Annotated in this window: 19 protein-coding genes; 5 read left to right on the forward strand and 14 right to left on the reverse strand. The window is 73.2% G+C overall.

Features of this window, described 5'->3' with window-relative positions; all coding sequences use genetic code 11:
- Positions 1 to 2: 2 nt before the first annotated feature.
- The 7 genes from HHX35_RS22195 to HHX35_RS22225 all read right to left on the reverse strand — a co-directional run bounded on the left by HHX35_RS22195 (position 3) and on the right by HHX35_RS22225 (position 10,080).
- Complete coding sequence (locus HHX35_RS22195; protein WP_182900644.1) at positions 3 to 1,484, reverse strand: FAD-dependent oxidoreductase; 1,482 nt, start codon at positions 1,482 to 1,484, stop codon at positions 3 to 5.
- Entirely contained in the window at positions 1,481 to 3,610 is a 2,130-nt protein-coding gene (locus HHX35_RS22200) for a molybdopterin oxidoreductase family protein (RefSeq protein ID WP_182900645.1), read from the reverse strand. Before HHX35_RS22200 ends, HHX35_RS22195 begins: the two co-directional genes overlap by 4 nt.
- 43 nt (positions 3,611 to 3,653) lie before the next feature.
- Entirely contained in the window at positions 3,654 to 4,736 is a 1,083-nt protein-coding gene (gene aroF, locus HHX35_RS22205; RefSeq protein WP_139577576.1) for a 3-deoxy-7-phosphoheptulonate synthase, read from the reverse strand.
- 179 nt (positions 4,737 to 4,915) lie between these two features.
- Entirely contained in the window at positions 4,916 to 6,607 is a 1,692-nt protein-coding gene (locus tag HHX35_RS22210; RefSeq protein WP_182900646.1) for a class I adenylate-forming enzyme family protein, read from the reverse strand.
- 5 nt (positions 6,608 to 6,612) lie between these two features.
- Positions 6,613 to 7,638 carry a prephenate dehydrogenase/arogenate dehydrogenase family protein gene (locus HHX35_RS22215; protein ID WP_182900647.1) on the reverse strand — a complete coding sequence of 342 codons (1,026 nt, stop codon included), beginning with the start codon at positions 7,636 to 7,638 and terminating at the stop codon, positions 6,613 to 6,615.
- Positions 7,639 to 7,640: 2 nt separating this feature from the next.
- Positions 7,641 to 9,716, reverse strand: a complete 2,076-nt coding sequence (pabB, locus tag HHX35_RS22220; protein WP_182900648.1) for an aminodeoxychorismate synthase component I — start codon at positions 9,714 to 9,716, stop codon at positions 7,641 to 7,643.
- A 55-nt stretch (positions 9,717 to 9,771) separates the two neighbouring features.
- Entirely contained in the window at positions 9,772 to 10,080 is a 309-nt protein-coding gene (locus HHX35_RS22225; RefSeq protein ID WP_030509683.1) for a chorismate mutase family protein, read from the reverse strand.
- Between the two features lie 314 nt (positions 10,081 to 10,394).
- On the opposite strand from HHX35_RS22225, the gene HHX35_RS22230 reads away from it, so the two are divergent.
- Positions 10,395 to 11,714 carry an ATP-grasp domain-containing protein gene (locus HHX35_RS22230; protein ID WP_182900649.1) on the forward strand — a complete coding sequence of 440 codons (1,320 nt, stop codon included), beginning with the start codon at positions 10,395 to 10,397 and terminating at the stop codon, positions 11,712 to 11,714.
- Between the two features lie 68 nt (positions 11,715 to 11,782).
- Here the strand turns inward: HHX35_RS22230 and HHX35_RS22235 are convergent, their stop codons facing one another.
- Both HHX35_RS22235 and HHX35_RS22240 read right to left on the reverse strand, forming a co-directional pair.
- On the reverse strand, positions 11,783 to 14,413 hold the full coding sequence (locus tag HHX35_RS22235; protein WP_182900650.1) for a discoidin domain-containing protein: 2,631 nt from the start codon (positions 14,411 to 14,413) through the stop codon (positions 11,783 to 11,785).
- A gap of 147 nt (positions 14,414 to 14,560) precedes the next feature.
- Entirely contained in the window at positions 14,561 to 15,103 is a 543-nt protein-coding gene (locus HHX35_RS22240) for an SDR family NAD(P)-dependent oxidoreductase (protein ID WP_310739218.1), read from the reverse strand.
- On the opposite strand from HHX35_RS22240, the gene HHX35_RS22245 reads away from it, so the two are divergent.
- Positions 15,015 to 15,707: a transcriptional regulator gene (locus HHX35_RS22245; protein WP_182900652.1), complete on the forward strand. Its 693-nt coding sequence runs from the start codon at positions 15,015 to 15,017 to the stop codon at positions 15,705 to 15,707. The two genes, HHX35_RS22240 and HHX35_RS22245, sit on opposite strands and share 89 nt — an antisense overlap.
- A 19-nt stretch (positions 15,708 to 15,726) precedes the next feature.
- Here HHX35_RS22245 and HHX35_RS22250 read toward each other — a convergent pair whose 3' ends face one another.
- Positions 15,727 to 16,911 (reverse strand): ROK family protein, encoded by a 1,185-nt coding sequence (locus tag HHX35_RS22250; protein WP_139577583.1) that lies wholly within the window; start codon positions 16,909 to 16,911, stop codon positions 15,727 to 15,729.
- 184 nt (positions 16,912 to 17,095) lie between these two features.
- Between HHX35_RS22250 and HHX35_RS22255 the strand changes: the two genes are divergently transcribed.
- Entirely contained in the window at positions 17,096 to 17,467 is a 372-nt protein-coding gene (locus HHX35_RS22255; protein ID WP_182900653.1) for a PIN domain-containing protein, read from the forward strand.
- A 24-nt stretch (positions 17,468 to 17,491) separates the two neighbouring features.
- Here HHX35_RS22255 and HHX35_RS22260 read toward each other — a convergent pair whose 3' ends face one another.
- Genes HHX35_RS22260 through HHX35_RS22270 form a run of 3 tightly spaced genes read right to left on the reverse strand, consistent with a single transcriptional unit; the run spans position 17,492 to position 21,999 of the window.
- The gene (locus HHX35_RS22260; protein WP_310739220.1) at positions 17,492 to 18,577 is read right to left on the reverse strand and encodes a nitronate monooxygenase; all 1,086 of its coding nucleotides are present in this window, start codon (positions 18,575 to 18,577) and stop codon (positions 17,492 to 17,494) included.
- Positions 18,578 to 18,586: 9 nt separating this feature from the next.
- Positions 18,587 to 19,978 (reverse strand): lyase family protein, encoded by a 1,392-nt coding sequence (locus HHX35_RS22265; RefSeq protein ID WP_182900654.1) that lies wholly within the window; start codon positions 19,976 to 19,978, stop codon positions 18,587 to 18,589.
- Positions 19,975 to 21,999, reverse strand: a complete 2,025-nt coding sequence (locus HHX35_RS22270; protein WP_182900655.1) for an FAD/NAD(P)-binding domain-containing protein — start codon at positions 21,997 to 21,999, stop codon at positions 19,975 to 19,977. The genes HHX35_RS22265 and HHX35_RS22270 overlap by 4 nt, the downstream gene beginning before the upstream one ends.
- Positions 22,000 to 22,098: 99 nt before the next feature.
- On the opposite strand from HHX35_RS22270, the gene HHX35_RS22275 reads away from it, so the two are divergent.
- The gene (locus tag HHX35_RS22275; RefSeq protein ID WP_182900656.1) at positions 22,099 to 23,037 is read left to right on the forward strand and encodes a LysR family transcriptional regulator; all 939 of its coding nucleotides are present in this window, start codon (positions 22,099 to 22,101) and stop codon (positions 23,035 to 23,037) included.
- Between the two features lie 10 nt (positions 23,038 to 23,047).
- Here the strand turns inward: HHX35_RS22275 and HHX35_RS22280 are convergent, their stop codons facing one another.
- Positions 23,048 to 23,695, reverse strand: coding sequence for a disulfide bond formation protein DsbA (locus tag HHX35_RS22280; RefSeq protein WP_142565260.1), 648 nt, complete (start codon positions 23,693 to 23,695; stop codon positions 23,048 to 23,050).
- A 167-nt stretch (positions 23,696 to 23,862) separates the two neighbouring features.
- On the opposite strand from HHX35_RS22280, the gene HHX35_RS22285 reads away from it, so the two are divergent.
- Complete coding sequence (locus tag HHX35_RS22285; RefSeq protein WP_182900657.1) at positions 23,863 to 24,639, forward strand: isocitrate lyase/phosphoenolpyruvate mutase family protein; 777 nt, start codon at positions 23,863 to 23,865, stop codon at positions 24,637 to 24,639.
- Positions 24,640 to 24,647 lie beyond the last annotated feature (8 nt).

A 24,647-nucleotide genomic window follows, 5' to 3' on the forward strand; every position in this document is an offset into this window, starting at 1 on the left:
TCTCAGGACTGGGCATGCGCGGTCCCCGCGGCTTCCGCCTTCTCCGATTGGGCGAGCCAGCGGGCGATGCCGCACACCGTGTCGGTGCAGGTGCCGCAGCCCGTGGTCGCCCGGGTCGCCGAGGCGAGGGCGGTCAGGTCGCGGGCTCCGGACCGCCACGCGGCGACCAGCTTGTCCTTGCTGACCGCGTTGCAGCGGCACACCACGCTCGCTCCGGGCAGCCCCGCCGCGTTCCCGCCGCCGGGGGCCGCGCCCTCGCCGTACGGCATGGCCCGGCCGAGCAGCAGCGCGAGGCGGTCGGGCGGCACGGGCAGGCCGCGGTCGTAGAACTGGGTGATCGCGGCGGCGGCGTCGGGCACGCCGAGCGCGATGGCCCCCGCGACCCGCTCGTCGCGGACGACGAGCTTGGCGTAGCGGCCCCGGGCCGGCTCGCTCAGCCACAGCACCTCGGCGCGCGGGTCGTCCGGCGCGGCGTGCACGTCACCGAGCGCGGCCAGGTCCACCCCGCTCGCCTTGAGCCGGGTCACCACCTTCGTGCCGCGGTAGGGCGACCGCGTGCCGGTGAGCAGCGCGGCCAGCGCGGCGGCCTGCTCCCAGGCGGGCTGCACCAGTCCGGGGACCGTGCCGGGATGCCGGGCACAGTCGCCGATCGCGTGGATCAGCGGGTCGCTCGTGCGCAGGTCGTCGTCCACCAGCACGCCGCCCTCGACGTCGAGCCCGGCCGCCCACGCCTGCGCGGTCTGCGGGCGCACCCCCGCCGCCACGACGACGAGGTCGGCCTCGACCAGCCGGCCGTCGTCCAGCTTCAGCCCGTCGCCGGGCAGGTAGCGGGCCGCCCGCGAGTTCAGCAGCACCCGCACGCCGAGGCCGCGCAGGACCTGGGCGAGCACCTGGCCCGCGCCGTCGTCGAGCTGGCGCTCCATCAGGTGGCCTCTCGGATGGACGACGGTGACCTCGTTGCCGCGCGCCGCCAGGCCCCTGGCCGCCTCCAGCCCGAGCAGGCCGCCGCCGAGCACGGCCACCCGCACGCCGCCGCGCGCTCCTGCCGCGATCGCGGCGCAGTCGTCCAGCGTGCGGAACGTCGTCACACCGGGGGCGAGCTCGCCGTCGTCGCCGATCAGCCCCTCGACGGGCGGCACCCACGCGCGGGCGCCGGTGGCCAGCACGAGCACGTCGTAGTCGACCAGCGTGCCGTCGTCGAGCGTGACGCGGCGCCCGTCGCGGTCGATCGAGACGACCTCGCGGCCCCGCCGCACCTCCACGCCGTGCGCGACGGCCCAGCCCTCCTCCTGCAGCCGCACCGACTCGGCGGACATCGCGCCCGCCAGCACGTTGGACAGCAGGACCCGGTTGTACGGCGGGTGCGGCTCGTCCCCGATCGCGACGATCGCGACGCGCTCTCCCGCCGGGTCCCGGCGGCGGATCTCCTCCGCCAGCCGGGCGCCGGCCATGCCGTAGCCGGCGATCACGACCCTGGTTTTCACTGCGCCTCCCGTTCACCCGCCGGCGACAGCCGTACGGCGCAGACCTTGAATTCGGGCATCCGGCTGACGGGATCGAGCGCCGGATTCGTCACGAGGTTGGCGCGCTGGGCGCCCGGGAAGTGGAACGGCAGGAAGACCACGTCGGGCCGCATCGACGGCACGTAGCGCACCGTCGCGAGGACCCGTCCGCGCCTGCCGACGACCGCCGCCGCCGCGCCGTCGCGCAGCCCGGCCCGGTGGGCGGTGTCCGGGTGCACCTCGACGTACGCCTCGGGCACGGCCGCGCGCAGTTCCTCCACTCGCCGGGTCTGCGCGCCCGACTGGTAGTGCTGGAGCACCCGCCCGCTGATCGCGTACAGGGGGAACTCCTCGTCCGGCGGCTCGGCCGGCCCTTTGTGGTCCACGGCGGCGAACCTGGCCCGCCCGTCGGGATGGGCGAACCGGTCCAGGAACAGCCGCGGCGTCCCCCGATGTCCCGGCGTTCGCGGCACCGGCCAGTGGAGTCGTTCCCCGGCCCGCAGCCGGTCCCAGGTCACGCCCGAGTAGTCGGCGGGGCCGCCCTCCGACGCGGCCCGCAGCTCGGTGAAGACCGTCTCGGGGTCGGTGGGGAAGCGCTCGGGCGGCTGCCCGAGGCGTACGGCCAGGTCGTGCAGGACCTCCAGGTCGGTGCGCACCCCGGGCGGCGGGGCCAGCGCGCGGCGGCGCAGCAGCACACGTCCTTCGAGGTTGGTCAGCGTGCCGTCCTCCTCGGCCCACTGGGTGATCGGCAGCACCACGTCGGCGGCCCTGGCGGTCTCCGACAGCACGATGTCGGCGACCACGAGAAGGTCGAGCGTGGCCAGCCGGCCGGCCACCCGGGCCGAATGCGGCGCCGACACGACCGGGTTGCTGCCGAAGACCAGCAGCGCGGACGGGCCGCCGGCGGTGCCGAGCGCGTCGAGCAGTTCGAACGCCGACCGTCCCGGGCCGGGCAGCGCGGACGGCTCGACCCCCCACACCCGTGCCACGTGCGCGCGGGCCGCCGGGTCGTCGATCCGCCGGTAGCCGGGCAGCTGGTCGGCCTTCTGCCCGTGCTCGCGCCCGCCCTGCCCGTTGCCCTGGCCGGTCAGGCAGCCCCAGCCCGAGCCCAGGCGTCCGGGCAGGCCCAGCGCGAGCGCCAGGTTGATCCAGGCCCCGACCGTGTCCACGCCGGTGGCGTGCTGCTCCGTCCCCCGAGCGGTCAGCACGTAGGCGCTCGCGGCCTCGGCCAGGATCGCGGCGGCCCTGCGCTGGTCGGCGGCGGCGACGCCGGTCACCCGCTCCACCCGCTCGGGCCACCAGGCGGCGGCCACCCGCCAGGCCTCCTCGAAGCCCGTCGTCCGGCCGTCGACGTACGTCTGGTCGAGACGGCCGTCGGCCACGGCGGCGTGGAGGATGCCGAGCGCCAGCGCGAGGTCGGTGCCCGGGGCCGGCGCGAGGTGCAGCGCGGCACGCTCGGCCGTGGGGGTGCGCCGGGGATCGACCACGATCAGCCCCCCGGCGTCCATAGCACGGCGCAGGTGGGACAGGAACGGCGGCATCGTCTCGGCCGGGTTGGCCCCGGCGAGCAGCACCGCGTCCGCGCCCTCCAGGTCGGCCAGGGGGAACGGCAGCCCCCGGTCGAGGCCGAAGGCGCGGTGCGCCGCGGCCGCCGCGGACGACATGCAGAACCTGCCGTTGTAGTCCACCTGGGAGGTGCCGAGCGCCACCCGGGCGAACTTGCCGAGCAGATACGCCTTCTCGTTGGTGAGCCCGCCGCCGCCGAAGACCGCGACGGCGTCCGGCCCGCGCTCCGCGACGATCTCCTTGATCCTGCGGGAGACCAGGCCGAGGGCCTCGTCCCAGCTCGCCGGGCGCAGGGTCCCGCCGTCCCGGACGAGCGGTGTGGTGAGCCGGGCCGGCGAGCCGAGCAGGGCCGCGGCGGTCCAGCCCTTCTGGCACAGTCCGCCCGCGGACGGGTCGCGGGGCCGCACCCGCACCGAGGCGCGGCCCGCCGGGCTGAGGGTCATGCCGCACTGCAAGGCGCAGTACGGGCAGTGTGTGTCGGCGGCGGTGCCGTCGGCACCGACAGCGGCGTCCGCCGGGCGCGTGCTCGTCGCCGCGCGCATCGCTCCACCTCCTCGACCGGCACTCGTACGCAGCCGGGCCGGTCTAGACGACGTCGGGGGTGAGGGCGTCGTGGATCTCGGAGTAGTCGGCGGCCGGGGCCGGGGCCAGCCGGCGGCCGACGCCGAGCGAGAGCATCTCCAGCCGGCTCATCAGCCGGGCGAAGTCCTCGGGGAGCAGCGCCTGCTTGCCGTCGCACAGCGCCTGCTCGGGCTGGACGTGCACGTCGATCAGCAGGGCGTCCGCGCCCGCCGCCACGGCGGCCAGCGTGAGCGGCTCGATGAGCTCGGGGATGCCGAGGGAGTGGCTGGGGTCGACCATCACCGGCAGGTGGGTGCGCCGCTTGAGCAGCGCCACGGCCGACAGGTCGAGCGTGAAGCGGGTGGCCCCCTCGAACGTCCTGATCCCCCGCTCGCACAGCACGAGCTGGTCGTTGCCCTCGGCGAGGATGTACTCGGCGGCGGTGAGCAGCTCGTCGACCGTGCAGCCGAAGCCGCGCTTGAGCACGGCCGGCATGCCGCTGCGGCCCACCTCGGTCAGCAGCTCGAAGTTCTGCATGTTGCGGGTGCCGATCTGGAAGCCGTCGACCACCTCGGCCATCCGGTCGACGTGCCGGGGGTCGACCACCTCGGTGAGGATCGGCAGGCCGGTCTCCTCCCTGGCCTGCGCCAGCAGGTCCAGGCCCGCCCACTTGAGGCCCTGGAAGGAGTACGGCGTGGTGCGCGGCTTGAACGCGCCGCCGCGCAGGCCGACCGCGCCGTGCCGGGCGACGGCCCTGGCCGTGGACATCATCTGCCCGGGGTTCTCGACCGCGCAGGGTCCGGCGAAGACGGCGATGTCCCCGTCCCCGACCACGGCGGAGCCGATGGTCACGGCCGTGCCCGAGGGGAACAGCTCGCGCCGGCCGAGCCGGAAGCCGCCGCTCGCCCGTGCCGTCTGCCGGGGCCGGGGCAGGTCGGCCGGGAGGGGCAGCAGGGTGCCGGGGCCCTGGGCCACCATCACGTCCGCCCCGCCCAGCCGGTACGTCGTGACCGTGGTGCCGGTGGAGTCGAAGTGCTGGGCCCACCCTTCGATGCCGGACGGGTCGATCGTCGAGTCGAACACCAGCAACAGCTCGGCGTCAGTCATGGGAATTCTCCACATCCGTGTGGTCGGGTCTTCGTGGCGTCGGGGCGGCAGTGTCGTCTGCGTGTGCGCCGCCGGGCCGGGCCTGGGGGGGAACTTCCGGCCCGGCGGCGCGGATCGGGTGCGGATCGCCGTTGATCCGCGTGCGGATCGCGGGATTCGGGCGCGTCGGCCGGGCGGGATCAGACGAAGACGTCGGTGAGGATCGTGCCGAGCTGCCTGCCGCTGTTCTCCCGGATGTAGGTGGACAGCGAGCTGTACTTCTCCCGCAGCCGGCGCTTGAGGACCTTGCCGGTGACGCCGACCGGGAAGTCCTCTTCGTTGCGCGCGACCTCCAGCATGGTCAGCTCGGGGTGACCGGCGGCCTTCAGCTTCTCGTTGGCCTCGTTGAGCAGCCTCTGCGCGTCCGGCCTGGCGGCGCTGGACGTCACGACCGCCACCGGGACCGTGCGGCCGCGGTGGATGCCCGCCACCACGGCGCAGTCGAGGACCTCGGGCAGGTCGTTGAGCAGCAGCTCCTCCATGAAGACCGAGTAGCCGGTGCCGCTCGGGGTCTCGATCGCGTCCACCGCCCGGTCGACCTGGAAGTAGTTGCCCGCCTCGTCGCGGTAGGCCATGTCGCCGGTCAGCCAGTAGCCCGACAGCTTGCTGCGGTAGGTGGTGTCGGAGTCGCTCCAGTATCCGGCGGTGATCGCCGGGCCCTTCGCGCCGAGCAGCCCGACCTCGTTGACGTCGGCGATCGTGCCGTCCCTGCGCAGCACGGCGACCTCGGCGACGCCGACCGGCTTGCCCACGCACCGGTCGTTGCGCTCGTCGGCCAGCGTGCGGACCTTCAGCAGCACGCCCCAGCCCAGCTCGGTGGTGCCGAGGCGGTCGAAGAACGCGGCCGGCGGCAGCGACGGGTCGCGCTTGGCCAGAATTCCCTTGATGTGCTTCTCGTGGACCGCGTCGCCGATGGAGATCCAGACGTTGACGGAGTCGATCGCCCCGGCCGGCAGGTCCGCGCCCGCCAGCTCGGCGTACGCGTGGCCGAAGGCCATGACGGTCGTCGGGCGGTACTTCTCGACGGCCTGGGCCAGCTCGGGGCCGCTGGTGTCGAACCAGGGCACGATGGGCGTGCCGCCCAGCACGGCGTACGTCGTGTAGGCGATGCAGCCGAGGTGCGACTGCGGCAGCGCGGTCATCATCACGGCGCCCGGCTGCTCGTGGTGGTCCACGAGGCGGAAGCGCGGCCCGGCCACGCACGAGCGGTGGGTCTGGATGACCGGCTTGGGCCGCCCGGTGGTGCCGGAGGAGTGCAGGATCGAGACCGGGTCCTCGCCGACGTGGCGGAAGCGGGCCTCCTGCGGCAGCACGGCCGGCGGGGGCGCGGGCAGCTCCTCGGCCACCTGCGTCCACCGCAGGCCGGGCAGCAGGTGGAACTCCTCGCCGAGGATCTCCAGGTGGGCGAGGTCGGTGTACATGCCGACCGGGTTGGTCTGGCGGCACAGCTCGGTGGCGATGTAGCGCGACGCCTTGCTGTTGACCAGCACCGCCACCGCGCCGATCTGGGACAGCGCGTAGAAGTGCAGGGAGTAGGCGAAGGAGTCCTCCAGGTAGATGGCCACGCGGTCGCGGGGCCGCACACCCTGGCGCAGGTACCACACCGACCAGCTCTGGGCCAGCTCGTCCAGATCGAGCAGGCTGAACTCGGTCTGCTGCTCACCCTTGGTGTTGGTGAGCGGCCGGCCCAGGTGGATGAACGGCAGCTCCGGGTGCGGGTTGGCCTCGATGGCCTTCGTCAGCAGGTTGCCGCCGCCGAGGTCCGGGTCCGCGGCGAACCTGGCGCGCTGCTCCGGAGTGAGGACGGTCTCGTGGGAGATGGAGATGGTCATCGATCTCACCTTTCAGTCGTGACGGGAGGTGAAGTGCTCGTGGTGGGGCTGGGCTCGTACGGGGACAGGGGGTGCTCGTAGGGGCGCAGCGCGCCGAACATCTCGGCGCAGGTGTCGCGGTAGAAGCCGAGGTCGGGGCCGAGGAGGTCGCGCAGCCCGCCCAGGGCCGCCGCGAACTCCGCCTCCCCGTCCGCCCGGCCGTCGAGGAGGCCGGCGAGTGTGCGTACGCCTTCGGCGAGCGCCTCGCGGGCGGCGGCGGCCTGCGGGTTGGCCGACTGGACGTCCCAGTAGACCTCCGGGGTGCCCGAGGCGATCCGGGCCAGCAGTGCGAGCATCGTGGCGTGCGGCGGCGGGGCGACCGCGGCCAGTTCGGCGACGCCGACGCCGAGGCGGGCCAGGGCGAGCCCGAACGACAGCACCGCCGCGTGGGTGAGCGCCTGGGTCGCCGCGGCCAGCCGGTCGTGCTCGTGCGCGCCGAGCCGTACGGCACGGCCGCCCCAGCTTTCGACCAGCCGCAGCAGCGCCCTCGTGCGGGGACCGTCGTGGATCACGACGGCGGCGACCGGCCGTCCCGCGAAGCCGAGCGACGGGGCGAACATCGGGTTGAGACCGGCCGCCTCGACGTCCCCGGCGTGCGCCAGGATCTCGTCGGCGATCGGGCCCTTGACCGAAAGCGTGTCGGCGAGCAGCGCGCCCGGCCGCATCGCCGCGGCCACCTGCTTCACCGCCGCCAGCGCCACCTGCTCGGGCACCGCGAGCAGGACGAGGTCGGCCCGCCCGATCTCCTCGCGGAGATCGGGCCCGATGTCCGTGATGTCGCCGCGCAGGAACCTCGCCTCGCCGGACCCTGTCCTCTCGGCCGGCCCGCCGGACAGTGCCTCTCCGGCGGCCTCGCCCGCGCCGGGATCGACGACGAGCACTTCGGCGCCGGACCGCAGCAGGTGCTCGGCGAACAGGCCGCCCACGGCGCCCGCGCCGCCGACGACGACGCAGCGCCGCAGCAGGTCCGTCGTGTGGTCCCCGCGGGTCATCGTCAGGCCCCCACGGTCTGGGCCGCGGTGGCCAGCACCGCGGTGATCATGGCGCGGGACTTGACGACGGTCTCCTCGAACTCCTCCTCGGGGTCCGACAGAGCCACGATCGCGCCGCCGACGCCGAAGCTGACCCGGTCCCCGGTGGCGACGAGGGTGCGGATGATGATGCTGAGGTCGGTGGCCCCGCCCAGGGAGAACCAGCCGAGCGCGCCGGAGTAGGCGCCGCGCGGGCCCTCCTCCAGGCGGTCGATGATCTCCATCGTGCGGATCTTGGGAGCGCCCGTCATCGACCCGCCGGGGAAGGCGGCCCGCACACAGCTCACCACCGACTCCTCCGGGCGCAGCGTGCCGCGGATCGTGGAGACGAGCTGGTGCACCGGCGCGTACGTCTCGACGTGGAAGAGCCGGGGCACGTGCACCGACCCGACCTCGCAGACCGTGTTCAGGTCGTTGCGGATCAAGTCGACGATCATGAGGTTCTCGGCGCGGTCCTTCTCCCGGCTGAGCAGGTCGTGGCGGAGCGCCTCGTCCTCCTCCGGGGTCGCGCCGCGCGGCCGGGTGCCCTTGATCGGCTTGGACTCGGCGACCCGGTCGGGGCCGATCGTCATGAACCGCTCGGGCGAGGCGCTGAGCACCGCGACGTCGGGGAAGTCGAGCAGCGCGCCGTACGGCACCGGGCTGATGCTCCGCAGGTGGCTGTAGGTCCGCAGCGGGTCGATCTCGGCGCGGACGGTGACGGCGTTGGTGAGGCAGATCTCGTAGGACTCGCCGTGGTAGATCTCCTCCAGGCACTCGCCGATCCGGCTGAGGTAGCCCTGCTTGTCGTGCCGCATCTCCACCGCGCCGGCGATCGCCGGGTCGGTCATGCCGACTCCCGCGAACGCGACCGGCTCGGCCGGCTCGTGCCTGGGCAGGGAGAACAGCCGCGCCGCGGTCTCGTCCAGCCAGGCGAGCGTGCCGCCGTCCGTGTCCCCGTCCGCGCTCGTCGTCAGCGCGAGCAGGTAGCAGACGCCCTCCACGTCGTCGAGGACGAGCATCCGGTCGGCGAACAGCAGCGCCGCGTCGGGCTCCTCGGCCTGGTGCGCGGCCTGGCCGCCCGCCTCGGCCTTGAGCTCGTAGCCCAGGTAGCCGACGTACCCGAGGTTGAAGTCGAACGGCAGGCCCTCGGGCGTCGGCACGGCACGCTCACGCAGCTGCTCGTCCAGGTACTCGAAGAACGGCTGCTCGATGCGCTGCCGCGACCCGTCGGCCCGGCCTACGGTGACCGTTCCCTCCGCCACCCGGTAGGTGACGTACTCGGCGAGCGGACCGGAGCCGTCGCCCATGAACGAGAACCGCGACAGGCCCTCGATCACCGAGCTGCTGTCGAGCCAGAAGCCGTGCTCCTTGCCCGCGAACAGCTCCCGGTAGGCGGTCTCCGCGTCCGGCAGCAGCGGCAGCCTGCGCACGTGCACCCGATAGGGCGAGCGGGCGGCGGCGGCGCGCTCCTCCCTGGCCCGGCGGTGGGCCAGCGCGAGGTCGCGGAAGTTGGCCAGCAGCTCGCGGCCGTGCTCGCTGCTGATCGACTCGGGGTGGAACTGGACGCCCCAGATGGGCTCGGTGCGGTGCCGGACCCCCATGACGACGCCGTCGTCGGTCCAGGCCACGGCCTCCAGCTCGTCCGGCAGGTCGGTGGCGGCCAGCGAGTGGTAGCGCACGACCGAGAACGGCGAGGGCAGACCGGCGAAGATGTCGGCGCCGGTGTGGCGCACCTGCGAGACGCGGCCGTGCATCGGCTGCGGCGCGTGGGTGACGGTCCCGCCGAAAAGGTGGCAGATGCCCTGGTGGCCGAGGCAGACGCCGAGAACGGGCAGCCCGCTCTCACGGATGGCCCGCGCACTCACGCCGAAGTCGCGGGCCCGCTCGGGCCGGCCAGGACCAGGGGAGATCACGACGCTGTCGAACTCGTGGATCGGCACCTGGGACCAGTCGGCGTCGTTGCGCACCACGACCGGCGGCTGCCCGTTCACCTCACCCAGGAGCTGGTAGAGGTTGTAGGTGAACGAGTCGTAATTGTCGATCAGGATCGTTCTCATTCCGGGGTTCCTCCAAGCCGTGTCGGAATAACCGGGTGAGCCGCCGGCGCCGCGTTCACCGAGCGGCGACATCGCCGATCACCAGGTCCTCGACCCTGCAGGTCTCCGCGATGACGAGTTCGTAGAGGCGGCGCAGGAAGTCGGGGTCGATTCCGTGGTCCTGCGCGTATCGGGCGGCCCGCCGCTGCACGATGCCGATGCGGTGGGGCTGCATCATCGGGACGTTGTGCTCACGCTTGAAATGCGCGATTTCCACGCAGCACTCGATGCGCCTGCGCAGTGTGTCGAGCAGCGACTCGTCGATACGGTCGAGCGAGGCCCGCAGCGTCTCCAGACCGTCTTCTCCGGCGCCGTTGCCAGCCATGTGAACAGCCCTCCAATCGGGGGTGCACGGGTGTTCCGGCCCTGTCGGGCTAATTCAGGATTCGATCCGGCGCACATTTCTCACAACCCCTAACGGCCCCACAGCACAGCCGGACAATCCGGGATGACCTCGGACTTCTCGGCACCCCCGAGGCCGCGCGGGCGAAGGGCGGCCGGCGACCCCGATCCACCCCTATCGGGTAACGGCTCATCCCGAATGATCGGGAAATATGGTTGACCGTCCGAAAATGGCGGAACTAATCTCCGTTCGTGCGAAGTGCCTGTGAGCACGTGCGAGAAACGGCGGTGACGAAAGTGAAACCTCGAGCATTCGTACTTACCGGATCATTCCTGGTGATCTGCCGGGCCCCTCTTTATCTGCGCGAACTGTCCCGCCGGGGGCTGCGGATCCTCGTGGTCACGCCGGCCTCCTGGCGGGAGCAGGCCCTGGCCCAGATGCGCGACCCCGCGCACCCCGCCTCGGTCATCGAGGAGATCGCCTTCACCGACGGCGACGTCAACACGGACAACTCGTTCACCGCCGGCGTGATCTCCGGCGTACGGGCGTGGCGGGACCGCTACGACATCGCCGGCGTCTACGCGGTCGGCGAGACACTGGTCGAGCCGACCGGCCTGCTCGCCGACGCCCTGGGGCTGCCCTCCCCCGGCCTGCGGGCCACCCGCGCCTGCCGCAGCAAATATCTCCAGCGGTGGTATCTGCCGGAGTTCAGCCCGGCCTCGGTGGTCGTCCCCCCGGCCGCGCGCGCGACGTTCACCGCCGCCGACGTGTCGTTCCCCGCCGTTGTCAAGCCCGCGAGCCGCCACTCCAGCTCGGGCGTGGAGACCGTGCGCGACCCGGCCGAGCTGCGCGCCCAGCTCGACGCGTACCTGCCGCACGAGACGGTGCTGGTGGAGGAGAAGGTGGCGGGCCAGGAGTACTCCGTGGAGAGCCTGGTGCAGGACGGCCAGGTCGTCTTCGCCTCGGTGACCCGCAAGGAGACGACCGAGTCGGGCACCCGCACCTTCGTCGAGCTGTCCCACTCGGTCCCGAACGAGCTCGACGGCGTGAACGAGATCATCCTCGACGCCAACCGGCGCATGCTCGAACGGCTGGCCTTCGGATGCGGCATCGCGCACGCCGAATGGCGCGTGGACGACACGGGCCGGGCCTACCTGATGGAGGTGGCCGCGCGCACCCCCGGCGACGGCCTGTCGATCCTCTACTCGCTCGCGACCGGTGCCCCGATGGAGCCGGAGCTCATCCGCATCGCCCTCGGGGAGCCCGCGGCCTACCCCGCGCCGCGCCGGTACGCCCGGCAGGTCTACCTGGAGCACGAGCCCGGACTGCTCGGGGACGTGACGGTGGACTGGCCGGGGATCTCACCGGCCTGGGTGGGCGAGGGCGGCCTGTGGCCCGAGATCGCGCCCGGCGCCCCGGACGACCCGCCCACCCTGCGCGCCGTGCTCGTGCTCAAGGACCGGGGTGCCGAGCTCGGGCCGCTGCACAGCTCGGACGACCGCGCCGTGACGTTCCTCATCGACGCGCCCACCCCGGCCGAGCTGGACGAACTCGAGATGCGCGTACGGCACGCCGTGCGGATCCACACGCTCGAGCCCGCCGGCGCCCGGATGTAGTGAATCCCCATGGACGTGCGAGGCGCGGCGGGAGGCGATGAGCCTCCCGCCGCGCCCCTATTTGCGGGTCAGGGGTAGCTGACGACGTTGACCGGGACGGTGGCCGTGCCCTGGGCCGCGCCGCCCGTGTCGTTGATGACGTGGGCGATCGTGCCCACGCCGCCCAGTGACACCGTGAGCAGGTCGTGGAACTTCACGCCCGACCTGTTCGGAGCCTCGAAGCCGCGCTCGGCCACGATCGAGGGGTCGGTGCTGAAGTTGCAGTAGCTGCCCATGCCCCAGGCCTCGTGGCTGGTCACGCCGTCGGCCACCTTGTAGGCGGCGTAGCCCCGGGTCGAGCCGTTCATCCAGGACGCCTGGTTGGGCGGGTCGTAGGGCAGCTCGTTCTGGAAGAAGATCGTCTTGCCGCCCTGGCCGTTCCAGATCACCTCGTACTTCTTGTAGTGCTCGATGAACAGGCCGTACGCCGTGACGTTGTCGCCGTTGACGATCAGGCCGGTGTCGGCGGGGTTGGTGTTCCAGCCGACACCCGCGCCGTGGTCGGCCCGCCATGCCCAGATGTGGTCGATGATCGTGTTGTCGCTGTTCACCACCAGGCTGGTCGTGGCCGAGCCTGGTCCCGCGCCGCCGATCCGGAAGAACACGTCCTGGATCGAGGTGGGGTTGCCGGCGTGGCTCGCCGAGGCGCCGTCGGGGCCGACCCGCAGCAGCACCGGCGAGTTGACCGCGCCGGCGTCGAGCAGCAGACCCGCGATCTTCACACCGTCGACGTCCGCGACGCTCATCGCGACGACCCCGTTGTCCGGGATCAGCGTGGCGTAGCCGAGCCCGAGGACCACCGTGTCCGCCCGGGTGACGTTGAGCGTCTGGCTGAGGTGGTAGACGCCCGGCGTGAACAGCAGGTTGAGGCCCTGGCTCAGCGCCTGGTTGAGCGTGGCGGCGCTGTCGGACGGCTTGGCGACGTAGAACTGCGTCAGCGGGATCGACGTGCCGGGAGTCGCGCCGTTCGCCCAGCTCACGCCGCTGGAGTTCGTCCGCAGCGACGGGACGAAGACGCGGTACGCGCCGCCCGAGTCCACGTACAGGTACGGCTTCTCCCGGGTGACCGGGCTGGTCGCGAGCGTCGTGTACGGCGGGTTCGGGAAGCTCTGCGCCGGGGCGCCGACGACGCCGGAGAACACCATGTTCCAGACGCCGTTGGTCCAGCCGCCGATGGTGCTGTCGCGGGTGAACCACTGCTGCTGCGAGTACGGGCCGACCGTGCCGTCGATCTTGCTGTCGGCGATGTAGCCGCCGCTTGCCCAGCCGTACCCGTTGGGGGCGAGGTTCAGCCCGCCGCGCACGTGGATCCGCCGGAACGGCGCGGCCTGGGCCACGGCCCACCTGTCGGTGCCGTTGACCGGGACGACGGCCAGGTTCTCCGCCGACCGCCAGAAGTTCTGGGTGGCGTTGCCGTTAAACCACCCGGCGTCGACGGTGATGTCCCCGTTGATCGTCACGTTGTCGGGCGACTGGCCGAGGCCGGCAATCGAGGTGTAGAAGCCGATCTGGGCGTTGAGGCCGCTGTAGCTGCCCGGCTTGAACAGCAGCGCGTATCGCTGGCTGCCGAACTGGTTCGACTCCTGCTGCGTGAAGATGGTGTCGAGCGTGCTCTGGATGCTCGCGCTCGACATCGACGGGTCGAAGACCTTCACGTTCGGCCCGAGGTCTCCGCCGCCCGGGAGATCAGGGCCGCCGTCACCGCCGCCGGTGGTGTTGACGGCGAACTCCCAGAGCGAGTAGCCGTACGCCGTGGCCCTGGTCAGGCCGTACATTCGGACGTACCGGCCGGTGGCCGACAGGTCGAGGGACTGCGTCCCGCTCACGCCGTTCACCGTGGCGGTCGCGTCCGACCACGACGAACCGTCCGGCGACACCTGGATCTTGAACGTCTTGGCGTAGGCGGCCTCCCAGTTCAGGACCACCTTGCAGACCTGCTGCGAGCTGCCCAGATCCACCTGGACCCACTGCGGGTCGCTGAACGCGCTCGACCACCGGGTGCCGGCGTCGCCGTCAAAGGCGGCCGACGCCGGCGACGCGGCGTTCTCCGTGGACGAGGCCGACGACGGCCTGCCCTGCGCGACGTTCGCGGTGCCACAGGTGGTCCCGCCGCCCGAGGCGACGTTGACGGCGAACTCCCAGAGCGAGTACCCGTACGCCGTGGCGCGGGTGAGCCCGTACATCCGGACGTACCGGCCGGTGGCCGACAGGTCGAGGGACTGCGTCCCGCTCACGCCGTTCACCGTGGCGGTCGCGTCCGACCACGACGAACCGTCCGGCGACACCTGGATCTTGAACGTCTTGGCGTAGGCGGCCTCCCAGTTCAGGACCACCTTGCAGATCTGCTGCGAGCTACCCAGATCCACCTGGACCCACTGCGGGTCGCTGAACGCGCTCGACCACCGGGTGCCGGCGTCGCCGTCGAACGCGGCCGACGCCGGCGATCCGGCGTTCTCTGTCGAGGAGGCCGACGACGGCCTGCCCTGCGCGACGTTGGTCGTGCCGCAGGCCGCCGCCGCGGCGCTGTAGGTGGCGGGGACGACGCCGGTCACGGCCGCGAAGGTCGACAGCGCGACGAGCCCGGCGGCGACAAGGCCCGACCGTCTGCGCCGCCTGCGCGGCCGTCCGGGCGCGGGGTGAGGCGGGGAGGAGGGAGGCATACGCGTCTCCTTGATGCGGAGCCCCTCGGGCGAGGGTTCGGGGGATGAGAGAGGTCCAGCGGCATGAGCGTGCGCTCCCCGCTCCGCTTATGTCAAGGCTTAGTTCACGATCAGAAATATCTATTGACTCCTGCGCCCCGGTGGGTGTTAATCTCCGGGAGAGCGCTCTCCAATCAGCGTAGGGCAGGTAGTGGCCGCGCGGTGGGCGCTCGACGACAGCACGATCACGCGGGCGCCGTCCGCTCTGAGCAGGCTCGGCACCAGTCCGGTCACGAAGGCGAAGTGGCCCAGGTGGTTCGTGCCGAACTGCAGCTCGAAGCCGTCCTCCGTGCGGGCCGGCGGCGGTGCCATGACCGCCGCGTTGGCCACGAGGATGTGGCACGGTTTGCCGGTCGCGTTGTGCCGGTCGGCCCAGCCCCTGACCGAGGCCAGGGACGCCAGGTCGAGGTGGCGGAAGACCACGGGACCGCCGCCCGCGAGAGCGGTCAGCTCCATGGCCGCGGCCTCGCCGCGCTCCCGGTTCCGGCCCGCGATGACCACTCGCGCCCCGGCGGCGGCCAGTGCCCGCGCCGTCTCGAACCCGATCCCGCCGCTGCCACCGGTGACGACGGCCTCCCGGCCCGACAGGTCGACGCCGGCGACGACCTCAAGCGCGGTCCGATCCCGCCCGCCCGTCACCGGACCAGCCACGCGCCGAAGCCATCTGCACACGCTCACGCATCACGCGGCCGGCCGTCGTCTCGGCTCACCGGCGACGTCCCCGGTCACGCCCCCCACGGCGGCCGCCCTGCTCGACCGGCTGCGCCCCTGGCCCGCGCTGGTGCTCGCCCGCAACGGTGACGTGCTGGCCGCCAACCCCGAGGGCCTGGCCCTCTACGCCGGTCTCGGTTCGTGGCCTGCCCGCAGACGCAACACCCTGCGCTACGTCTTCACCCACTCCGCCGCCCGTTCGGTCCTGGGCGACTGGTCCGAGGCCGCCGCGACGAGCGTCGCGAACCTGCGTTACCGGACGGCCGCGGACCCGGACGCACCGGACCTGTGCTCCATCCGCGACGAACTCGCGGCGGCGAGCGCGGACTTCCGTCTCCTCTGGGACCGGCACGACGTGCGCCCCCGGCGCAGCGGCGCCAAGACCTTCCGCCATCCCGCCGTCGGCGACCTCGTGCTGGCGCACCAGAGCTGGCACCTCGACGACTCCTCCGTACGGCTGAGCCTCTACCAACCGGAACCGGGCTACGAGGACCGGCTCCACCTGCTCACACTGGGCACCGGCGTGGCCGGCTCCCCCGGATGACCGCAAGCGGCCGGCGGCATCAGCCGGCGGCGGTGATCCTGGCCACCTGCGGCGCGTTCAGGAACTCCTCAAGGACGAGCGTGGCGGCCCCCAGCGCGACCGCGTCGGGACCGAGGCGGCCCAGGACGATCGACGTCGCGGCGTACGGCTCGGCCAGCGAGTTGGCCGCGGTGGCGCGGCGGATGTCCGGCAGCAGGCTCTCGCCGAGCTGGACCCCCACCCAGCCGCCGATCACGATCTTCTCGGGGTTGATCAGGTTGACCAGGTTGGCCAGGCCGACGCCCAGGTAGGTGACGGTCTCCTCGACCACCGGGGACTTCGAGGCCAGCACGCCCGCGAGGTCCTCCTCCCAGTCGCCCCGCGAGGTGACGCCCGCCCGGTCGAGGATGGCCTCGATCCCGACGTACGCCTCCAGGCAGCCGCGTCCGCCGCAGCGGCAGGGCCGCCCGTTCGCCACGATCTTCGTGTGGCCCCACTCCCCGGCGCTGCTGCTGACCCCGCGGAACGTGGTGCCGTCGGCCACGATGGTCGCGCCCACTCCCACGCCGAGCAGCACGATGACCGCTTCCGAGGCGCCCCGGCCCGAGCCGAACCACAGCTCGGCCTGGCCCATCGTCTTTGCGCCGTTGTCCACGAACAGCGGGAGCGAGGTCCCGCGGCGCAGGAGCGCTCCAAGCGGAACGCCGTCCCAGCCGAAGGTCTTGGCGTGGATGACGCCGTCCGCGCCCGGTTCGACGATGCCGGGAACCCCCACGCCGATGCCGAGCACCTGCTCGGGGGACACCCCCGCGTCCGACAGCACGACCTCGACCCCCGCGAGGATGTGCCGGGCGATCAGTTCGGGGTCGTGGCGGGCCGGCCGCAGCATGTAGTCCACCTTGGCCCGCTCGGTCATCTCCAGGTCGAACAACCCGACCCGGACGTGCGTCTCCGCCACGTCGACGCCCACGGCGAAGCCGTACTCGGGGTTGACGCGCAGCAGCACGCGGGGCCGGCCGCCGTCGGACTCCACCTGGCCCGCCTCGACGACGATGTTCTCGCCCAGCAGGTCGGCGGTCATCGTGCTGACCGTGGCGGCGCTCAGGCCGGTGCGCGCGGTGAGGTCGTTGCGGCTGGTGGGGCCGGAGAAGTAGAGCGTGCGCAGCAACACGGCCCGGTTGCCTCTGCGGATGTCCCGTACCGTCCTGCGCTGAGGCCTCGCCATGACCACCCTCCCCGTCGCGACACGGTCATCTTAGTTCAGAGGCGAAAACAAGCACCTCCGCCCTCTTCGGCCGCTACACGGTCGCAGCTCCCGGTTACCCGCCCGTTAAGCCCGCGTGTCGTCCCCGCCCTTCTTCCGACCTTGAACCAACGCGTCGCGGCTTGTTCTCAGATAATCCGATCGCATGAAGGTGATGACCGCCACCGAGGCCTCGCGCAACTTCGCGGCCGTGCTGGACGAGGCCGAACATGGGATCACCATCGCCGAGTTACACGTCGGCGTGGAACTGGCCGATGAGGCACGACGTCCGGCTCGGCAGGCGTTCGTGGACCAAGTCCTCGCGCTGATCCCCATCGAGGAGTACACAACCGACGTCGCCCGAGTCCACGCGCGTCTGATGGCGCGCGTGCGGCGTGAGGGCAAGACGCCCTACAGGGCCTACGACCTGCTGATCGCGGCGACGGCGGCGGCCGCCGCACGGACCCTGGTCACGATGGACTCGTCCGCGGCCTTCGACGATCTGCCGGGCGTGCGGGCGCAGGTCGTGCCCCGCTGAGCACGAGCGGCGCGCGGGTGACCATCAGGTGCGGGCGGTCGCGAGCTCCTTCATGAGGGCCTCGACGAGGGCGGCGGCGGGGAGGTCGCGGCAGCGGCGGTATCCCCGGCCGCACCACAGGGCCATCGCCTCGGGGTCGCCGTGCTCCGCCGCCGCCCGGCGCAGTCCCTTCGTCAGGTGGTGCACCTGCGGGTAGCACGCGGGCGCCGACGCCTCGTGCTCCGCCATGAACCGGTTGGCCAGGCCGCGCGCCGTACGTCCGGAGAAGGCCCGGGTGAACGCGGTGCGGGTGAACCGGGGATCGGCGAGGGCGGCCTTGTGCACGGGATGCACCCCGCTCTCCGGGGTGCGCAGGAACGCGGTGCCGAGTTGCGCGGCGACCGCGCCCGCGGCGAGGACGGCGGCCACGTCCGCGCCGTCCATGATCCCCCCGGCGGCCACGAGCGGCACCCGGGTCGCCTCCCGCACGAGGGCCACCAGCTCCGGCAGGTCGTCGGGAGCCTCCCAGGAGGGTGGCGGGGGTAGGAAGGCCGCCTGGTGCCCGCCTGCTCCGGGGCCCTGGACGATCACCGCGTCGGCGCCGGCCTCGGCCGCCGCGACCGCCTCCCACGGGGTGTTCACCATGATCATGATCACGGTCCCGGCGTCGTGGAGGCGGGCCGCCACCTCGGGCGGCGGGCAGCCGAAGGTGAAACCGGCCACCGGCACCCGTTCGTCCACCAGCAGGTCGATCTTCGCGTCCCACTCGTCGTCGTCCCACGCGGGGGCCTCCGGCAGCGTCGCGCCGTACCGCTCGGCCTCGGGGGCGAGCTCGTCGCGATAGCGGGCCACCGCCGCGGCGTCACCCGGTTCCTCCCGGACGACCTCGAAATCCAGGGCGGCCTCGAAAGCGGGGACGAAGACGCTCACACCGAACGGCCGGTCCGTCCGCTCACGCACCGCCGCGATCTCCCGGCGCACGTCCTGCGCCGTGCGGTAGCCCGCCGCGAGGAACCCGAGGCCCCCCGCCCCGGATACCGCCGCCGCCAGGGCCGGGGTGGATCCGCCGCCCGCCATGGGCGCCTGGATGATCGGGCTCGACGGCCCGAAGGGAAGGACGCGACCGGTCACGGGACCTCCTCACTCGTCTGGACAGCAGCGTAGAACGCGGTCGACGAGCGCTCCGGCGGCCCCCGTGTAATCGGCGGGGTCGAACAACCGGGCCAGGTCCAGCCCCTCGGGCACGGGCAGGAGTTCCTCCAGCACCTCGGCCACGGGGCGCCCGGACGCGGCGGCGGCCGCGGACGCCTCCCCGAGCAGCCGCTTGGCGGTGCCCTTCCCCAGGACGGGCGCGAGCACGGCCGCCGCCCGTTCCGTGACGGTCAGGCTGCCGGTGAGCGCGAGGTTGGCCCGCATGCGCTCGGGAAACGCGACCAGTCCCTCGGCCAGTTCGGCCGTGACGGCGGCGGCCCCGCCGACCAGCCGCAGGCACTCGCGCAGCGGCTGCCACTCGGCGTGCCAGGCGCCCGCGGGCCGTTCGTCCTCGGCGAGCAGGCAGTGGCCGAGGCTCACGGCGAGCGTGGGCACCTGGATCGCCGCCGACCGGACGAGGGTGGCGAGGACCGGGTTGCGCTTGTGCGGCATCGCCGACGACACGCCCCGGCCGGGAGCGGCCGGCTCCACGACCTCGGCCACCTCGGTGCGCGACAGCGACTGCACGTCCACCGCGATCTTCCCGAGCACTCCCGAGGTGAGGGCCAGCGCCCCGGCGAGGTCGGCGATCGGGATCCGCAGGACGTGCCAGGGGACCACCGGCTCGGCCAGCCCCGCCTCGGCGGCGAACGCGGCGATCAGCCGCTCAGGGTACGCCTCGAGGTCGGGCACCCCGGCGATCCGCGCGTACTCCACGTAGCCCGCCAGCGTGCCGGCGGCGCCGCCGAGCTCGGCCGGCAACTCCGCGCGGACCCGGCGCAGCCGCGTCAGGGCGGCCCGTACGGCGTGCAGCCACCCGGCCGCCTTCAGGCCGAACGTGGTGGGCACCGCCTGCTGGGTCAGCGTGCGGCCCGGCATCAGCGTGTCGCGATGCCGCGCCGCGAGCCCCGCGAGCGCGGTCGCGGCCCGGTCCAGGTCTGCGGTGATCAGGTCGAGGGTCCGGGCGGCCACCAGCATGGCGGCCGTGTCCATGATGTCCTGGCTCGTGGAGCCGCGGTGCACGTACTCCGCCGCGGCCGGGTCCACCACCGCCACGGCGGCCGTAAGGTCCTCGACCAGCGCCACGACGGGGTTGGCCGCCTCGCGGGCGCGCAGGGCCAGGGCCGCCAGGTCGCGGCCGCCCGCCTCCGCCACCTTGCCGATCGTCTCCGCGGCCTCCATCGGGACGACCCCCAGCCGGGCCTGCGCGCGGACCAGGGCGGCCTCCGCGTCGAGCATCGCGCGCAGCCACGCGCCGTCGCCGGTCGCCCGCTCCGCCGCCGAACCCACCCGGACCGGGGACAGCAGGCCCAGATCGAGGTCACTGCCGAGGTCGCTCATCGGACGCCCGTCCGCGTCGGGCCGCAGGCGAGAGCCGTACGCGGGCCGGCGGGCACGCGGGCGACACGGCGGCGCGGAAGGGCCCGCGCGGGCGTCAGCGCGAGCACGCTGCGGGCGATGGCGTCGGAGTCGCCCAGGATCACGGAGTTCACCCCCGGCCGCACTCCCGCGGCCGTCACCCAGTGGACCGACTCGGTGGGCACGCCGTACGCGAACCGCCGCGGGTGGGCCCGTCCGTCCGCGTCCAGGAGCCGGTAGGGCCGGCGGGTGACCGCGAGGCCGCCCGTCTCGTGCCCGTCCTCCCCACGCCGCCCGCCGATCACGTACGCCCGGCACTGGCCGGTGCCGAGCAGGTGGCGCAGCAGGGGGTCGGCCGTGCGCCGCAGGTCGATCTCGGGCAGGCGCGCCTCGACGAGCACCCTGGCCCGTACGGCGGAGCCCGGCACGGCGGCCGACTCGGCCTCGAAGGCGCCGTCACGGGCGCGCACCCGCATGTCGGGACCGACGACGGTCAGCACACCCGCCTCGATGAGCGCGATCATCTGCTCGACCCGCTCGGCCGGCGGCCCGATGGACAGGAACGCGTTGAGCGGCGTGTACCACCGGTCGAGGTCGTCGCGGTGCGAGCGCCCGGTGAGTCCGCCGTGGTCGACCACTTGCCTGACCTCGTTGCGCAGGTCGCGCAGCACGTCGAGGGCGGCCTTCAACGGCCCGCTCACATTGCCCTCGCGGGCCTGCGCCAGGTCGGTGCGCAGATAGGCGGTCAGCCACTCGCGGAAGTCGTCCGGGCCGCCGAAGCCGATCCCCCGGTAGGGCTCGGCCACGCGCTCCCAGTCCCACCGCACCGCCGGGCCGATGCCGAAGGCGTCCAGCACCATGGCCTCCCCGGCGTCGCCCCACGCGTGGGCGAGGTAGGCGGTGCGGAAACGGCCGGCCATGCACTCGCAGTCCCGCCGCGCCAGGAGGGTCGCGTAGTAGACGGTCTCCACCTCCTTCGCGATCAGCGGCCACAGGTCGGCGCGGAAGTCGAGCCCGCCGCGGGCGGCCGAGCGCGCGGCCAGCGACGCGATCCTGCTCGGCGTGAGCACCAGCGGCTCGTGCCTGCCCTCGACGCCCTTCTGGTTCTCCCCGCGCGACTGATAGGGGATGCCCCGGCGCGATCCGGCGTACAGGCGGGGCTCGCGGCCGGAGGGCCGATAGACGAGACGGCCCGCCTCACCGCGCTCGAACCGGCCGCCGCGTCCGAGCGTCAGCAGGGCCATGTGGTCGAAGAAGTTGAGCCCGAGCCCGCGCAGCAGCACCGCCTCCCCCGGCCGCACTCCACTGAGATCGGCGTCGGCGGGGTTGGCGGGCGGCACGTGGAACAGTCCGTGGGCGGCGGCGTACGCGGCCGCCTCCCGCTCGGCGGCCGAGAGCTCGACCGGCAGGTGCCCCTGGGCCAGGACCACCGCGTCGAGCGAGCCGAGCACGGTGCCGTCCTCGAGCACCACCCGCTGCGCGCCGGTGCCTGGCACGTCGTCGAGCGCGGTCGCCCGCGTGGCGTGCACCCGCACCTCCACCTGCCGGGGCGCCCGCGCGATCACCCGCTCGAACACCCAGCGCAGGTAGCGCCCGTAGAAGGCGCGGGTGGGGTAGGTGTCGGGCCCGAGCCGGCGCGCCTCGGCGAGCACGTCCTCCGCGACGCCCTCCGCCGAGAGCCCGCTGTCGGCGAAGAGCACCAGGTGCCGCGCCCACTCGTACAGGCTGGGGCCCGTCTCCAGCGGCCCCCGGATGTCGACGCTGGGGTCGGTGAAGAGCGTGACCTGCGAGGCGACGGTGTTCATGAGCAGCTGGCCCGGCTGGTCGGTGCGCCACACCTGGCCCGCCCCCGGCGGGTACGGATCCACGACGTGCAGCAGGACGCGTGCTCGCGGCGGCAGCCGCCGCGCGTTGGCGCACAGCCGCTCGATCACCGACATCCCGCGCGGCCCCGCGCCGATCACACACACCTCGAACGGCCGGGTCGATCGTGTTTCGGTCATCCGCTCCTCCAGTTCCCATCGGGTCGTGAGTCGAGGATGCGGGAGCGAAGCCTTCGTGAGGTATGTCACATTTGGCGAGGCGGTGTTAAGCATTGCTTCATGCACGACGTGACACGCCTCGCGGCGCTGGTCTCGGTCGCCGAGGCCGGCTCGATCACCCGGGCCGCCGCCCGCCTCGGCTACACACCGCCCGCGCTGTCGCAGCAGATCGCCAAGCTGGAACGGGAGGCGGGAGCCGTACTCGTGATCCGGCACCGCCGGGGCGCCACGCTCACGGCGGCGGGCGAGCTGCTGGTGGAGCACGCCCGGCGGGTGCTCGACGAGCTGGAACGGGCCCGGCACGGCCTGGCCGCGCTCGCCGGCCTGTCCGGCGGCCACATCACGATCGGCACGTTCACGACCGCCGGCATCCACCTGCTGCCGCCGGTCCTCGCGGCGTTCCGGCGGGCTCACCCCGCCGTGGAGGTGAATGTGAGGGAGTACGAACCGCCGTCAGGGCTGCCCGCGCTGGCCGCGGGCGAGGCGGATCTCGTGCTCACGCACACCTACGAACATCAGCCCGCCCCCGCGCTGCCCTCCGGGGTCGTCGTCGAGGCGCTGCTGGTGGAGGAGCTGGTGCTGGTGGCCGCCCCCGGGCACGCTCTCACCGATCCGGCCGAGCCGCTGCCGTGGCCCGAGCTCGCCGGCCGGCCGCTGATCAGCGGCTCGCGTGGGCTGGCCAACCGGGAGGCGCTCGAGGCGCTGTTCCGCCGCGAGGGGCTCGCGCCGCCCGTCGTGGCGTACGAGACGGGCAACTACGGCATGTCGTGCGCCCTCGCCAGCGGGGGCATGGGCCTCGCTCTCGTGCCGAGGACCGTGGCCGAGCTGGCGGAAAACCCCCTCAGCGTACGGCGGCTCGCCCCGCCGGGCCTGCACCGGACGATCAGCCTGGCCAGGCGGTCCGACGACAGGGCTCCCGCGCTGGCGACCATGCGTTCGCTGTTCAGGAGCACGCGCAAGGCGGCGCCCCGGCGGCCCCCGGAGGAGCCGCCGAGGTGAGGGGCACCGGTCAGTCGAATTCGGGGTCGGTGTTACGGCTGCGCTTGATCTCGTAGAAGTACGGGAACTTCGCCATGGCGACGGCGCCGTCGAAGATGCGGGCCGCCTCCTCACCCCGTGGGATGCGGGTCATCACCGGGCCGAAGAACGCCACGCCGTCGATGTGGATCGTCGGCGTGCCCACCTCGTCGCCGACCGGATCCATACCCTCGTGGTGCATCCGGCGCAGGGCCTCGTCGTACTCGTCCGTGCCGGCGGCGTCGGCCAGTTCGACCGGCAGCCCGACCTCGGCGAGCGCCTCCTTGGCCACGACCCCGTAGTCCTTGTTGTCCTGGTTGTGGATGCGGGTGCCCATCGCGGTGTACAGGTCACGCAGCACGCCCTCACCGTGGTGCTGCGCGGCGGCGATGCACACCCGGACCGGGCCCCGCCACCTGGGCACCGCCTCGCGGTAGAAGTCGGACAGGTCCTCCTTGCCCTCGTTGAGCACGGAAAGACTCATCACCCGGAACCGCAGGTCGATGTCGCGCTGCTTCTCGACCTCCAGAATCCACCGCGACGTGACCCACGCGAACGGGCAGACGGGGTCGAAGTAGAAGTCCACTCGGGGACGGCTGCCCGCTCCGGCCTGGTCGGCGGCGCTGTCGATGTCGCTCATGAAACTCTCCTGACGAATGGGGTCGGGGGATCGGGGGCCGGTTTCGCGAGCGTATCCAATGGCAGAAGGGCCACGACACCAGACTCGACCCCTCAAATCAGGACCGGTTTCCCCTCATTCCGGCCACCGGTGGCGTTTCTACCGGCCGGGCTCTCTAGGGTGTCCTCGTGACTGAGATTCGCGAGAAGGCCGTGGCCCTACGGGCGCTCCACGTGCCCGGCGACCCCGTCGTGCTGCCCAACGCCTGGGACGCCGCGTCGGCGCGCGCCGTCGAGGCCGCCGGCTTCCCCGCCGTCGCCACCGGCAGCGCGTCCGTCGCGGCCGCCCTGGGCTACGAGGACGGGCAGGACACGCCGGTGGACGAGATGTTCGCGGCCGTGGCCCGCATCGCCCGGGCCGTCGCGGTCCCCGTGACCGCCGACGTCGAGCGCGGCTACGGCCTGGAGCCCGCCGAACTCGTCGAACGGCTCGCCGCCGCGGGCGCCGTGGGCTGCAACCTGGAGGACTCCGACCCGGCGACCGGAGCGATGATCGACCCCGGTGAGCAGGCGGACTTCGTGGCCGCCGTACGGGCGGCGGCGGCCGAGGCCGGGAGCGACCTCGTGATCAACGCCCGCGTGGACACCTTCATCCACGGCTCGGGAACCCCCGGCGAGAGGCTCGCGGAGGCGCTCGACCGGGGCGGCCGCTACCTCACGGCCGGCGCCGACTGCGTCTACCCGATCCTCGCGAGCGACCCCGAGGTGATCGGCACCCTCGCCCGGGAGATCGGCGGCCCGATCAACGTGCTGTTCCGGCCCGGCGTGCCGGCCATCCGCGATCTCGCGGCCCTCGGCGTGGCCAGGGTCAGCTTCGGGCCCGGCATCCACCGCGCGGCCCAGGCGTTCACGGCCCGCATGCTCGACGCGATCGCCCGGGGAGACGACCCCTTCCCGCCCGCCTGACCACGCCG

It is taken from the genome of Microbispora sp. H10830, assembly GCF_014161375.1.
GTDB classification, from domain to species: domain Bacteria; phylum Actinomycetota; class Actinomycetes; order Streptosporangiales; family Streptosporangiaceae; genus Microbispora; species Microbispora catharanthi.